This window comes from Nocardioides cremeus, from assembly GCF_030518195.1.
GTDB lineage: Bacteria > Actinomycetota > Actinomycetes > Propionibacteriales > Nocardioidaceae > Nocardioides > Nocardioides cremeus.
Window position 1 is genome coordinate 1 of the sequence record NZ_JAULSC010000017.1, and the last position, 12,454, is coordinate 12,454.

The window sequence follows — 12,454 nt, forward strand, 5'->3', positions numbered from 1 at the left end:
GCGCGAGTACGGGCTGCCCTGCGTGGTCAACACCCAGGGCGCCACCCGGGTGCTGCACACCGGCGACCGGGTGCGGGTCGACGGCGACCGCGGGACCGTCACGGTCCTGACGGGGTAGGCGGCGCCTCTCGAGCAGCGCGCGCACCGCCGCATCCGTTGTAGTAGCGGTCCGTCGGAATGAACTTCTCAGCGCGCTTGATGGTCCAGCCGCCTGCGAAGAAGCCGAGCTTCTTGGACTCGGCCACGCCGTAGCCGAAGTTCTTGCGGTCGAGAAGGGCCGACTTCTTCCAGGTCACCGTGAAAGTGCCGTCGTCCTTCGTCGTGACGGTCCTCGAAGGGCAACCCTTCCACAGCCCCGTGACGGGCACGCCCATGTCCGGCTCGGCCCACGCGTATCCGTCCTCCACAGACGACCAGAGCGTTGCGCGGGACTTGATGCGGTATCCGACGGAGGTCTTGGTGGCCTTTTGCGGCTCGACCGAGACCACTCGCTTGGGCACGAACGACGTGGTGGCATCGCTGGTGTCGAGGACGTGGTCGCCGTCCTCGTAGATCGCCGACGTGATCGAGAGCTGCAGCTGCTCCCCGGCGCCGTAGCCCAGGGACAGCAGCCGCTTGATCGGCTTGCAGGTCAAGGTGAGGTGCAACGCAGCCTGCTCGTACGTGCTCGTGTAGGCGTCCTGAGTGCTGAGGGAGTCGAGGACCTCACCGTCCGGCGTCGAGACGTCGAGGGTGACCACCCAACCCGCTTGATACTCCGTGGCGGCGAAGGCCTTCCCCTTGCCGGGAGCGCTCATCTGGATGCTGGACGAGCTCGACTTGGTGCATCCGTCGGCGGCCTGGGCGATCAGGTAGTCGTACTCGACGCCCAGGCCCGTCAGTGAGCCTGACGTCGCAGCGGTAGCGCTCGGTTGGAGGGCGAAGGTGGTCGCGGCCGCGACGGTGAGGGCGGCGAGGGCGGACCGGGCAAGGGTGAGAGGCATGGATCGGACGCTAGGGCTCGCCTACCGGCTGTCCATGCATGTCGGGACCACTCCGAACAACTCCGAACGCGCTGCTGGTCCGCCGGCCGCCGCCTGCCTCGTTGCTCCTAGACGGCGTAGCCCTCGCGGAAGGTGGGATGGGCCGGGACCCAGCCGGTCGAGCGAAGCCGGGCGTTGGAGATCCGCTTGCCGTGCGCCTGCGCGGGATCGCCGGTGGGTGGTGCTGGGACGTCGATCTGTCGCGCCAGGTGGCCCGCGACGTCGCCCATCAGCGCCGGCTCGTCGTCGTTGCCGAGGTAGATCGGCTCGGGCGCCTCGGGGCGGGTGAGCAGGTGGACCGCGGCCGCGGCGGCGTCGTCGCGGTGGATGCGGTTGGTCCAGCGGTGCGGGTCGTCGACCTGGCCCTCGCGCACCCGGTCGACGAACCTCGACCCGGTGCCGTCGTACAGGCCCGAGCAGCGCAGCACGGTGCCACCCGGCACCCGGGCGGCGAAGAGCTCCTCGGCCTCCAGCAGCACCCGCGCCGGGCCGTCCTTGGGGGAGGGGGCGTGTGACTCGTCGACGAGGGTGCCGTCGGGCACGTCGCCGTGCACCCCGGTGGAGGAGATCAGGACGGCGCGCTCGGGCAGCCGGCCGGCGGCCTCGACGGCGTCGAGCGCGCGCCGCATGCCGTCGACGTACGTCGCGCGGTAGGCCCCCTCGGAGCGCGGCCGGGCGGTCAGGGCGACGACCAGGTGGCGCAGCTCGAGCGCGGGCAGGTCGGGGACCTCGTGGGCCAGGTCGACGGACAGGCCGTGCAGGGGCGCCGGCACCAGCTCGGCCCGGCGGCGCAGGGCGAGGACGCGGTGCCCCCGCTCGGCGAGGCGCAGGCCGATGCGCGACCCGAGGTCGCCGCACCCGATCATCAGCACGTCTGCATCTGCGGCATCCACGTCTCGACCCTAGGTCAGCGCCCCTCACCCACCCGCCGACCGCGGCCCCGAATTGTGTGCGTCGGGTGCGGTGTGTGACGGTTGAGCCACCGACGCGGGGTGGAGCAGCTCGGTAGCTCGCTGGGCTCATAACCCAGAGGTCGCAGGTTCAAATCCTGCCCCCGCTACAAGATCCAGAGGCCCCCTCCCACCAGTGATGGTGAGAGGGGGCCTCTGGCGTTCCTCAGGGTGTCGAGCGCCCCAAGCCGTCACGCCGGTCAGGAGTTCGGGCCGACGTCGCGGCCAGGTCATCTCGCGGTCATCGGGCCACGCCCCCGAGAACACGATGGCCGCCTTCGAGCTGGGGGTGGAGATGGGCTCCGACCTGGTCGAGGCCGACGTGCAGCGCTCGAAGGACGGCGTCCTGGTGCTCGTGCACGACACCACCCTCGCGCGCACCACCGACGTCGAGGAGGTCTTCCCCGACCGGGCGCCGTGGCGCGTCAGCGACTTCACCTACGCCGAGATGCAGCAGCTCGACGCGGGCTCCTGGTTCTCCGAGGACTACGCCGGCGAGCCGATCCCGACGATGGCCGACATGGTCCAGCAGCTCCGGCGCAGCCGCGCCGGCATCCTGATGGAGGTGAAGTCGCCGGCCCTCTACCCCGGGATCGAGCAGCAGGTCGCCGACGAGCTCGCGAGCTTCCCCGGCTACCTCACCTCCGCGGTCCGCTCCGAGCGGCTGGTCGTGCAGAGCTTCGACTGGGCGTCGATGGCCCGCTACCACGAGATCCAGCCCTCGGTGCCCGTCGGCCTGCTCGGTCGCCCCGCCGAGGCGCTCCTGCCGGAGCTGTCGACGTGGGCCGACCAGATCAACCCGAGCTTCCGCTCCTTCGACGCCTCGTACGTCGACGCCGTGCACGACGCGGGCATGGAGGTGCACACCTACACCGTCAACGAGCGGGCTGACATGCACCTGGTGCTCGACCGTGGGGTGGACGGGGTGATCACGAACTTCCCCGACGTGCTCGAGGACGTCTTCGCCGAGCGTCGTACCCGCGCCGACGCGGCCTAGGACCGACGAGGCGCCCCGCCTCGCCACAACCCGTCTGACCTGCGAAAACGCGGGTCAGACGGGGATGTCGGTGGTGGGTGCTTGGCTGGTCTCATGCTCAAGGACGCGGCGGTGGAGGAGATGTCGGAGGACGCTGTCCTCGACACCGCTGCCGAGCTCGCGACCACGGCGCAGCGGGCCGAGGTGGGGTTGTTGCGAGCGGCGTACCGGTGGGCGGTGCTCCACGACCCCGCTCGCACCCTCAACCCGAAGGTGGCGGTGCTGCCGGGGCGGGAGAAGGCCCGTCAGTACGGCGGTGAGGGCACCGCGCCGGTGAGTGAGTTCGCGGCCGCGGAGCTGGGTGTGCGGATCGGGCGCACCACCCACGCCGCGGCGTCCCTGATCGCGGACGCGCAGGACCTGCACCACCGCCACCCCGTGCTGTGGGCACGGGTGGTGGCCGGCGAGGTGCGGTCCTCCTACGCCCGGTTCGTGGTCACCAAGACCCGTGAGCTGACCGCACTCGAGGCCGCCTGGGTCGACGCGGAGGTCGCGGAATCGGCCGACGGCCGGATCCCGTGGACCAGGTTCGAGGCACTCGTGGTCGGCAAGGTCGCGGCCGCCGCACCCGAGCTGGCGCGGGAGAAGGAGGAGCGTGCCCGGCGGGCGACGTTCGCGAAGATCGTCGGCACACCCGAGCACGGGATGGCCTCGTTCCTGATCCGCGCCCCCATCCCGGTGATCGCCCAGCTCGACGCGACCATCGGTGCGCTGGCGGAGCGGTTGCGCGAGCAGCTGCCGGATGACCCGCACGCCGCCGACCCGATCCGTCAGCCGGTGGGGGAGGAGCAGCCCGATCCGGCGACCACGGTGGTGTGCGCCGACGAGCGCCGGGTGCTGGCGGTGCTGATGCTCGCCAACCCCGGCACCGCCCCCGAGGACCTCGACCTGACCGCCCTGGTGCCGAAGGTGGAGGTGGTGGTCCACCTCGACGGCCACGACATCAACGACGACGGCACCGGGGGCGTCCCGGCGATCGCGAGGGTGGAGGGCCACGGCCCGGTCACCCGCGAATGGGTCCGCGAGGTCCTCGGCCCGCACGCGAGGTTCACGATCCGCCCGGTCTTCGACCCACTCGGACAAGTACCCGTCGATGCCTACGAGATCCCGGCGCGACATAGACGGGCCGTGCGACTGATCTCGCCGGCCGATGTCTTCCCCTACTCCTCCTGCACCAGCAACACGATGCAGACAGACCACACCGATCCCTGGGCGCCCGGGGCAGCCGGTGGGTCGAGCGAGGTCGGGAACTACGGACCGATGACCACCACCCACCACCGCGCCAAGACCTTCGGACACCTGCGGGTCAAGCAACCCTTCCCCGGTGTCTTCCTGTGGCGCGACCGCTTCGGAGCGATCTACCTCGTCGACCCCACCGGCACCCGCCGCATCGACCAGGCTGCCTGAGCCCGGTGGCCTAAGCCACCGGCTCAGCCAGCCTTGCGTACTCGCCGCACTGCAGCACGCCGTCGGGGTCGTAGGACTGCGCGACCTCGGCGAGGCGCCGCAGGGTGGCCGGGTCGTAGGCCCGGCGGGCAGTCGTCTCGTCGTGCGGCGGGCCGAAGTTCGGCCAGATGCCCCCGGTGTCCCAGTCCGACAGTGCCGAGAACAGGCACTGCGCGTGCTCGGAGGAGCCGGTGCCCGGGACGCCGACCGCGAGGACGCTGTAGCCCGCCGCGCGGTGGGAGAAGGCGTCCGGGTGCGCCGGCGGCCGGGCGTAGGCACCGCCGAGCGCCCGCACCTCGACCAGCACCTGCGGCGACCCCGACCCGGGGCCGGCCGCGGCCAGGAACAGCTCGGCGGCCTCGGCCGGGAAGTCGGTCAGCAGCATCGCCGGGTCGGTGCACGGCATCGGGTCGACCGGGTCGGCGTGCACGGCGTCGACCTCGGTGTACGGGCGCAGCGACGCGTCGTCGAGCACCACCGGCGCCACCTGCCTGATCTCGTCGAGCAGCGCCCTGCCCTCCTCGGGGTCGGCGACCCACAGGAAGCGCACCGCCAGGGTCATCCGCCCCACCAGCGGCGGCGGCACCCCCGGTAGGTCGGGCAGCTGGAACAGCGCGAACGAGGTGGAGCCGACCTCGGGCAGCCGGGCCGACCAGTCGCGCCACCGCTCGATCACGCGCTCGGCGTCGGCGGCGTCGAAGTAGACCGCGCCGCCGTAGAACGATGCCTGCTCGACGAGGTCGAACTCGACGGCGGTGACGATCGCGGTCGCACCTTTGCCGCCGCGCAGTGCGAAGAACAGGTCGGGGTGCTCGGTGGGGGTGACCCGCCGCGCCACGCCGTCGCCGGTGACCACGTCGAAGGCGCGCACCTTGTCGGCCGCGATGCCGTGCATCCGCGACATCGGGCCCACGCCGCCGCCGGTGGTGAAGCCGACGACCCCGACGTCGCTCGACGAGCCGTTGAGCGGAGCCAGGCCGTGGGGGGCCGCGGCCTCGATGACGCGCAGCCACTTCACGCCGGCCCCCGCCCGCGCCCAGCCCTCGGGGTGGACGACGAGCTCGTCGAGGCCGGAGGTGACGACCAGCAGGTGCCCGGCCAGCGACGACTCCGCGCCGTGCCCGGTGGCCTGCACCCCGACGGTGAAGCCGTGCTCGCCGGCGAAGCGGATCGTGGTGGCGACGTCCTCAGGGGTGGCCACGGCCACGACCGCGGCCGGCGCCATCTCGACGGCGAGGTTCCAGGCCGAGGCGCGCACGGCGTACTCCGGGTCGTCGGGGGTGTGCAGGGTGCCGGTCAGTCGCCGGCGCAGCTCCTCGAACGGTGTGCGCACGGCGGTCCCGGCGTCGACGGTGTCGTCGAACGTGGTGGTCATGTTCTCTCCTGGGTCAGGGCCTCAGCGGCCTGCGGGGTGGCATCCGGGTGACGCCAGGAGGACCGTCGCCCAGGTGGCTTGAGACGGAGTTGGGAGCGGCTTGAGGCCCCGGCTCAAGTCGCAGCCCGAGGTGGGGCGGTCAGTGGTGCGGCGGCATGAACAGCCCGGCCGGGTCGACGGCGCGGCGTACGGCGCCGAGCCGAGCGTGCACCTCGGGCGGGAAGGCCTTGCGGGTGTCGGAGGGCTCGTCGACCATCGGCAGGTAGGTGCGCCCCGACCAGGGGGTCACGGCGTCGACGAAGCGACGCGCGTCCTCGCGCTGGCGGGCCCAGCCCGCGGGGTCCGGGTCGAGCCCGACGCCCAGCGCCAGGAACCGGCCGTCGAGGTGGTCCAGCGCGCCGCCGAGGGGGTCGCGCTCGGCCAGCGCGCCCCCGAGCTGGCGCAGCTCGACCAATGACAGCTCGCTCGCCGAGCCCGGCCCCACGGCGTCGAGGACCGCACCGATGGCGGCGTCGGGCAGCGAGTCCACCAGCACGCTGCTCGCGTACGCCGGCGTGGGACCCTCGGGCTCGAGGTGCAGGCGCACCAGCGAGGCGGCCGGCACCCGCGCCACCGTGTCGATCTCTGGGGCAAGCGCGCGCAGCGGGGCCAGGACCTCGGCGGCCAGGGCGTCGGGGCCGAGCACGGCGCCGTCGACCAGCACCAGCCGGCGCCCCCGCATCGCGGCCGGCATCTGCTCGTCGTCGCCGACGCTGAGCACCCGGAACGAGCTGGTGACCTCGCGCGGGGCCGTCTCGCACCATGCCACCCACGCCGGCAGCACCCGCTCGAGCTGGGTCCAGTCCCAGACCAGGGTCCCGGCGACCACGGTCGCGACCGGGTGCAGGTCGAACTCGAGGGCGCACACCACGCCCAGCGCGGCGCCGCTGCCGCGCAGCGCCCAGAACAGCTCGGGCTCGTCGTCCGCGCTGGCCCGCACCACGCTGCCGTCGGCGAGCACCACCTCGGCGGCACGCACCGCGTTGCACTGCAGCCCGAGCCGGCGCGCGTACCAGCCGATCCCGCCGCCCAGGGAGTAGCCGACCACCCCGACGTCGGGGGAGGTGGGGTGCAACGCGGCCAGCCCGTGCCGGCCGGCCGCGTCGGCCAGGTCGCCCCACAGCACGCCGGCGCCGACCCGCGCGGTGCGGGTCTCCGGCGAGATCCGCACCTCGGTCATCGCCGAGGTGCGCAGCAGCACCGCCTCGCCCAGCCGCCCGGCCAGCGGCGGGGCGCCGTGGCCGGTGCCCTGGGCGGCCACCGAGAGCCCGCTCGCCGCGGCCGCCCGGACCACCTCGCCGACCTCCTGGGGCCCGGCCGGGTAGGCCACGGCGGCCGGGTGGTCGTCGAGCATCAGGTTCCAGGGCGTGCGAGCCAGGTCGTACGCCGCGTCGCCGGGCAGGCAGACCGCCCCGCCGCACAGCCCGCGCAGCGCGCGGGCACGGTCGTCCTGCTGCACCGTCACGATCGTCTCCCGTCGGTGTGGTCCCCGAGCATGCCCGCCCCCACTTGAGGACGACTTGAGCCGGTCTCGTCGAGGACGCGCACCTGGGTGCCGGTGAGCGGGTGCCCACGCCTGGCCAGCTCGACCCGGGCGTCCTCCCGCACCGCTGCGGCGCCCCGCGCCTCGGCGGTGCGGTGGGCCTGTAGCAGCAGTGGGACCGCCTCGGCGTCGGGCACCTGGGGCAGGCGGCCCAGCGCGCACCTGGCGCGGGCCAGGGCCACCGCCGCGGGGGTGCCGGCCAGCAGGGCGACCGCCTCGCGCAGGTCGTCGGCGCCCTCGTCGCCGCGCAGCTCGCCGAGCTGGCCGAGCCCTTGGCCCAGGGCTGCGGGCGCGCCCCAGGCGCGCAGCAGCTCGACCTGCTCGGTGGCGCTCGCCAGCGCCCGCGCCGCCTGGCCCGAGGCGTGCAGCGCTGCGGCACGCACGCCGCGCCAGGGGTTCCAGGCCGGGTTGGCGATCGCGATGCCGGTGGGCACCGCCTCGAGCGCGGCCAGCGCCTCGGCCGGCCGGCCCTCGGCCAGGAGCAACCGGGCCCGTGCCTGTCCCAACAGCCGCTCGCCCTCGCCGAAGACCGGCCCCGGCGTGAGCCCGTCGGCCACCTGGCGCGCAGCGCCGACGTCGCCGCGGTCGAGGTGGCAGCAGACCGACAGGGCGCGTCCGACCGCCTCGCCGATCCCGGTGCCGCCCCACATCCGGTCCTGCTCGAGCCCGTCGCCGAGGCAGGCGAGCGCGCCGTCGAGGTCGCCGTGCAGCCAGCGCTCGAAGCCCTCCCACAGGTTGATCGACAGGCTCGCGAAGAGCGATCCTCGGGCGCCGGCGGCCCGGCGGGCGCGGCTCCAGAAGTCGCCCAGCGGCTCCTCGCAGACGGTGAGCACCACGGCGGCGTTGATCCAGAAGAGGCCGTCGTCGACGCCGAGCAGCTGGTCGTCCTCGAGCGCGCAGCGCGCCATCGTGGTGGCCCGTGCCCGGTCGACGCCCTCGACCAGCGACTCCAGCGCGATCGTCGCCGACAACATCTGTGCGCCCGGGCCACGCCCCTCCGGCTCCGGCGCCGGGGTGCGCCACCCGTCCTCGAGCGAGTGCAGGAAGCCGGCCATCCGCTGCAGCGCGACCAGTCCCTGCCGCTGGTCCGACGACGAAGGTGCGCCCGGCGGCAGGCACCGCGCGGCGGCGCGGGCGAAGGCGATCGCCACCCCGGGCGGGCTGGCGAAGACGTGGGTGGCGCCGCAGGCCAGCGCGATCTCGCCGCGACGAGCCGGGTCGGGGTGCAGCCGGTAGGCCTCCTCGAGGTGGACCACTGCGGTGCCGCCGTCGAAGGCGGCCTCGAGCATGCCGAGCTGGAACAGCGCCGACGGGCGCCAGGCCGCGTGGGGCTGCTCGTGGAGCGCGCGGCGCAGGTAGGTCGCCGCGCTCTCGGGCGCGCCCCGGTCGGCGGCCGCGCGCGCCGCGCTGCGCAGCAGGTCGGCCACCGCCTCGTCGCCGCGGGCCGGAGCCACGAGCAGGTGGGCCGCGACCTGCTCGTCGCTGCCACCGCGGGCGCGCAGCACGCTCGCTGCCCGTTCGTGCCAGTGCGCGCGCTCGACCGCCGGCAGCGACTGGTGCAGGGCGTCACGCACCACCGGGTGCACGAAGGCGATCGGCTGGTGGTCGCCCAGCACCTCGGCGCGGGTCAGCTCGCCGAGCGCGGCAACGGCGCAGTCCTCGGCCACCCCGGCCAGGTCGGCGACCGTCACCGAGGTGGCGCCGTCGCCCAGCACCGCGGCCGCGCGGGCCACGTCGGCCACGTCGTCGGGCAGCCCGCGCAGGCGCATCAGCACCGTGCTCGACACCGCCCGCGTGCCGATCGCCAGCACCCGGTCGGTGTGCGCGGCGTCGGGGCGCACGCCGTCGGCGGCCAGCGCCCGCAGAAGGTGGCTGAGCAGCATCGGGTTGCCGGCGGTGGTGCGGTGGCAGGCCTCGGCGAAGAGCGGCGCCGGCTCGGTGCGCAGCCCTGCCGAGACGAGCTCGACGGTCGCCGCGTGCGACAGCGCGGCCGGTCGCAGCAGCCGCGCGTCGGGCTCGAGGGCGAGCTCGGCCAGCGGCGCCTCCTGGCGCAGCTCGTCGCCCCCGGAGCGACCGGCGACCACCAGCAGCACCGGCAGGGAGCCGAGGCGCCGCGCGAGGTAGGCCAGGAACCGCAGCGACCCGGCGTCGCACCACTGGGCGTCGTCGACGGCCAGCACGAGCGGCCCCTGCGCCGCCACCGCCGCCACGAGCCGGTGCAGCCCGTCGAGCACGGCGAAGCCGTCGACCCGGCCCTCCTCGGCGAGGTCGAAGACGCTGCGGGCCGCCCCGGCGTCGCGCAGGAGGGCCTCCCGGTGCGGGCCCTCGCCCAGCACCGGCTCGAGCAGCTGGCGCACCACGCCGTACGCGAACGCGGTCTCCAGCTGCGACCCGCGGGCGGTGAGCAGGCGCAGCGAGCGGTCGGCGGCGAGCCTCCCGGTCTCGATCAGCAGCCGGGTCTTGCCGATGCCGGCCGGCCCCTGCACCACGACGAGCCCGGAGCGTCGCTGGGCGAGCGCCTCGACCGCCTCCTGCAGCGTGGCGAGCTCGTGGTCGCGCTCGACGAGCGGTGCGGTACCGACGGGCCTGGGCGCGGGCGCCGGACTCGGTGCGGGGGCGGAGGCCCGGGCGGGCAGCAGGTCGGGGGAGTGGGCCAGCACGGCGGCCTCCAGCCGCTGGAGCGCCGGGCCCGGGTCGACCCCGAGCTCGTCGGCCAGGGTCCGCCGGGCGGTGCGCAGCGCAGCCAGGGCGTCGGCCTGGCGCTGCGACCGGTAGAGGGCCAGCGCCAGCGCGCGCCAGCGCTCCTCGCGCAGCGGGTCCTCCTGCACCAGCGCCTCGAGCTCGGGCACCAGCACCGCTGGGTCCTCGACCTCGAGGCGGGCCACCAGGCGGCGCTCACGGGCCACCCGGCGCAGCTCGGTCAGGCGGGCCACGTCGGCGGCGGCCCAGGGCTCGTCGGCGTACTCCGCGAGCGCGGGGCCGGCCCACAGCTCCAACGCCTCGCGCAGCGCCTCCGCTGCCTCGGCGGGCCGCTCGAGGCGCTCGGCCCGCGCCACCAGCGCCTCGAAGCGCCACGCGTCGACGGCCTCCGCGGGCAGCCGCACGGCGTAGCCGGGCCCCTCACGCACGATGACCGCGGAGCGGGCGCGCGCCGCCGAGCCCGGTTGCAGCCGGCGACGCAGGTGCGAGACGTAGGACTGCAGCGCGCCCACCGCGGTGTCGCCGGCGTGCTCGCCCCACACCGCCTCGACCAGCCGCTCGACCGGCACCAGGTCTCCGCGGGCCAGCAGCAGCACCGCCAGCACCGCGCGCTGGCGCCGCCCGCCCAGGTCGAGAGGCGCGCCGTCGTACGACGCCGCCAGACGGCCCAGCAGGCTGACCCGGAGCGGGCTCGTCTCGTCCACTGGCACATCCACGCGCTGCACGCACGCCCCGGCGGCGTACGTCGATCCAGGCTAGGGCTGCAGGAGGCGCGGCGGTAGCCGGTTTTCTCCGGGGCCTCCCAGGGGCGCGGGGGACAGCGCCCAGTGCAGGTGCAGGCCCCCCTCGGGTCCCGGGTCCATCACGAGCCGTACGTCGCCCGGGTGCGTGTGGTCCAGCCCCGCCGTGCTCGGCAGCTGCGCGGAGCGGCACAGGCACGCGGGTGAGCACTCGGGGTCGTGGAGCCACAGGTCCAGCCGCCCGTCCGTGCGGACGAGCCGCAGGGTCGCGCCGCCGCCGTGGTGCTCGTCCGCGTGGAGCAGCAGCGCCAGGGCCATGTCGGTGAGTGCGTCGGCGGCGCCGGTCGTGATGCCGTCGAGGTCCTCGTCGAGCTGCACGGTCACGCGGGTGTGCGTGGTCAGGGTCATTAGCCGCCTCTGAGGGATGCCCGACCCGCGGTCGGGGCGTCGACCTCGGCCCTGTGCTCGAACCGAGACGTGCCCATGGTGCACAGCCGCCCGCCGGCACGAAAGGGTCCTTCGGCCCGGCTGACGAGGGCAGGACGCCGGGTCAGGCGGTCGGGCTCACCAGGAGGACTTCGTGATGCCCGGCAGCTCGCCGCGGTGGGCCAGGGTGCGCAGGTTGATGCGGGACAGGCCGACCTTGCCGACGTAGCCGCGCGCGCGACCGTCGACCTGGTCGCGGTTGCGCACCCGCACGGGGCTCGCGTCGCGGGGCAGCCGCGCCAGGGCGCGGACGGCCGCGTCGCGGTCCTCGCGGGTGGTGGCGGTGCGGACGGCCTCCTTGAGGCGGGCGCGGCGCTCGGCGTAGCGGGCGACGGTCTGCTTGCGCCGTTCGTTGGCCACGATCTTGGACGTCCTGGCCATCAGCGCTCCTCGCGGAAGTCGACGTGGCGCCGCACCCGGGGGTCGTACTTGCGCAGGACCATCCGGTCGGGGTCGTTGCGGCGGTTCTTGCGGGTCACGTAGGTGTGCCCGGTGCCGGCCGTGGAGCGCAGCTTGACGATCGGGCGCAGGTCGTTGCCTCGCCTGGCCATCAGAGCCGCCCTCCTCGGGCCAGGATGTCGGCGACGACGGCGTCGATGCCGCGCCGGTCGACCGTCTTGATGCCACGCGCGCTCAGCCTGAGCGTGACGTGCCGGTCGAGGGTGGGCGCCCAGTAGCGCTTGGACTGGATGTTGACGTCGAAGCGGCGCTTGGTGCGCCGGTGCGAGTGCGAGACGTGGTGTCCGAAGCCGGGCTGGGCTCCGGTGACCTGGCAGGTGCGCGGCATGGGGTTCCTCGGTGGTGGGGGCTCAGCCCTGGCGGGTCTTGAGCCGGGGGTTGCGCTTGTTGATGACGTAGGTGCGTCCGCGTCGGCGCACGACCTGGGAGCCGGGCTGGTTCTTCACGGAGCGGAGGGAGTTGCGTACCTTCACGACGGGTCCACGTAGCCGCGGATGACGGCCCGGACCAGGCGGCGCGGGACCTGGTGGGTCTCGCCGTCGACGGTGACGGGCACCAGGGCCGGCGCGGTGGCCTTCCACTGCGAGCGTCGGTGGCGGGTGTTGCTGCGTGAGGTGCGGCGCTTGGGGACGGCCACGGGTGCTCCTTCGGTAGGTGC

At 74.6% G+C, this 12,454-nt stretch carries 14 protein-coding genes and 1 tRNA gene; 4 read left to right on the plus strand and 11 right to left on the minus strand.

Annotation, left to right across the window (positions count from 1 at the left end; genetic code table 11):
* Positions 1–13: 13 nt before the first annotated feature.
* A complete protein-coding gene (locus tag QWJ41_RS22060) occupies positions 14–118 on the plus strand; it encodes a PEP-utilizing enzyme (RefSeq protein WP_369292734.1) in 105 nt (34 codons plus the stop codon).
* Here the strand turns inward: QWJ41_RS22060 and QWJ41_RS15205 are convergent.
* On the minus strand, positions 99–983 hold the full coding sequence (locus QWJ41_RS15205) for a hypothetical protein (RefSeq protein WP_302709258.1): 885 nt from the start codon (positions 981–983) through the stop codon (positions 99–101). The genes QWJ41_RS22060 and QWJ41_RS15205 overlap by 20 nt on opposite strands.
* Before the next feature lie 107 nt (positions 984–1,090).
* Entirely contained in the window at positions 1,091–1,915 is an 825-nt protein-coding gene (locus tag QWJ41_RS15210; protein ID WP_302709259.1) for an NAD(P)H-binding protein, read from the minus strand.
* 93 nt (positions 1,916–2,008) lie between these two features.
* Here QWJ41_RS15210 and QWJ41_RS15215 point away from each other — a divergent pair.
* From QWJ41_RS15215 to QWJ41_RS15225, 3 genes are all read left to right on the plus strand, one after another.
* A tRNA-Met gene (locus QWJ41_RS15215) sits at positions 2,009–2,082 on the plus strand.
* Positions 2,083–2,111: 29 nt separating this feature from the next.
* Complete coding sequence (locus QWJ41_RS15220) at positions 2,112–2,969, plus strand: glycerophosphodiester phosphodiesterase (protein ID WP_302709260.1); 858 nt, start codon at positions 2,112–2,114, stop codon at positions 2,967–2,969.
* Between the two features lie 93 nt (positions 2,970–3,062).
* Entirely contained in the window at positions 3,063–4,415 is a 1,353-nt protein-coding gene (locus QWJ41_RS15225) for a DUF222 domain-containing protein (protein WP_302709261.1), read from the plus strand.
* A 10-nt stretch (positions 4,416–4,425) separates the two neighbouring features.
* Here QWJ41_RS15225 and QWJ41_RS15230 read toward each other — a convergent pair whose 3' ends face one another.
* The 9 genes from QWJ41_RS15230 to rpmF all read right to left on the minus strand — a co-directional run bounded on the left by QWJ41_RS15230 (position 4,426) and on the right by rpmF (position 12,433).
* Positions 4,426–5,829, minus strand: a complete 1,404-nt coding sequence (locus QWJ41_RS15230) for an FAD-binding oxidoreductase (RefSeq protein WP_302709262.1) — start codon at positions 5,827–5,829, stop codon at positions 4,426–4,428.
* Between the two features lie 139 nt (positions 5,830–5,968).
* Entirely contained in the window at positions 5,969–7,333 is a 1,365-nt protein-coding gene (locus QWJ41_RS15235) for an FAD-binding oxidoreductase (RefSeq protein ID WP_302709263.1), read from the minus strand.
* Positions 7,330–10,815 (minus strand): ATP-binding protein, encoded by a 3,486-nt coding sequence (locus QWJ41_RS15240; RefSeq protein WP_302709264.1) that lies wholly within the window; start codon positions 10,813–10,815, stop codon positions 7,330–7,332. The genes QWJ41_RS15235 and QWJ41_RS15240 overlap by 4 nt, the downstream gene beginning before the upstream one ends.
* Positions 10,816–10,866: 51 nt before the next feature.
* Positions 10,867–11,259, minus strand: a complete 393-nt coding sequence (locus QWJ41_RS15245; protein WP_302709265.1) for a hypothetical protein — start codon at positions 11,257–11,259, stop codon at positions 10,867–10,869.
* Positions 11,260–11,415: 156 nt separating this feature from the next.
* Positions 11,416–11,718, minus strand: a complete 303-nt coding sequence (gene rpsN, locus QWJ41_RS15250) for a 30S ribosomal protein S14 (protein ID WP_302709266.1) — start codon at positions 11,716–11,718, stop codon at positions 11,416–11,418.
* Positions 11,718–11,888, minus strand: coding sequence for a 50S ribosomal protein L33 (gene rpmG / locus QWJ41_RS15255; protein WP_302709267.1), 171 nt, complete (start codon positions 11,886–11,888; stop codon positions 11,718–11,720). The genes rpsN and rpmG overlap by 1 nt, the downstream gene beginning before the upstream one ends.
* A complete protein-coding gene (rpmB, locus tag QWJ41_RS15260) occupies positions 11,888–12,124 on the minus strand; it encodes a 50S ribosomal protein L28 (RefSeq protein WP_302709268.1) in 237 nt (78 codons plus the stop codon). The genes rpmG and rpmB overlap by 1 nt, the downstream gene beginning before the upstream one ends.
* A 22-nt stretch (positions 12,125–12,146) precedes the next feature.
* A complete protein-coding gene (gene ykgO, locus QWJ41_RS15265) occupies positions 12,147–12,269 on the minus strand; it encodes a type B 50S ribosomal protein L36 (RefSeq protein ID WP_302709269.1) in 123 nt (40 codons plus the stop codon).
* Positions 12,266–12,433: a 50S ribosomal protein L32 gene (gene rpmF / locus QWJ41_RS15270; RefSeq protein ID WP_302709270.1), complete on the minus strand. Its 168-nt coding sequence runs from the start codon at positions 12,431–12,433 to the stop codon at positions 12,266–12,268. The genes ykgO and rpmF overlap by 4 nt, the downstream gene beginning before the upstream one ends.
* Positions 12,434–12,454 lie beyond the last annotated feature (21 nt).

Excerpts from the sequence above, each read along its gene's own strand:
- rpmB (WP_302709268.1), bottom strand. The coding sequence starts at position 12,124 with ATGCCGCGCACCTGCCAGGTCACCGGAGCCCAGCCCGGCTTCGGACAC.
- QWJ41_RS15230 (WP_302709262.1), bottom strand. The coding sequence starts at position 5,829 with ATGACCACCACGTTCGACGACACCGTCGACGCCGGGACCGCCGTGCGC.
- rpmG (WP_302709267.1), bottom strand. The coding sequence starts at position 11,888 with ATGGCCAGGCGAGGCAACGACCTGCGCCCGATCGTCAAGCTGCGCTCC.
- QWJ41_RS15205 (WP_302709258.1), bottom strand. The coding sequence starts at position 983 with ATGCCTCTCACCCTTGCCCGGTCCGCCCTCGCCGCCCTCACCGTCGCG.
- QWJ41_RS15245 (WP_302709265.1), bottom strand. The coding sequence starts at position 11,259 with ATGACCCTGACCACGCACACCCGCGTGACCGTGCAGCTCGACGAGGAC.
- QWJ41_RS15225 (WP_302709261.1), top strand. The coding sequence starts at position 3,063 with ATGCTCAAGGACGCGGCGGTGGAGGAGATGTCGGAGGACGCTGTCCTC.
- rpsN (WP_302709266.1), bottom strand. The coding sequence starts at position 11,718 with ATGGCCAGGACGTCCAAGATCGTGGCCAACGAACGGCGCAAGCAGACC.
- QWJ41_RS15220 (WP_302709260.1), top strand. The coding sequence starts at position 2,112 with ATGGTGAGAGGGGGCCTCTGGCGTTCCTCAGGGTGTCGAGCGCCCCAA.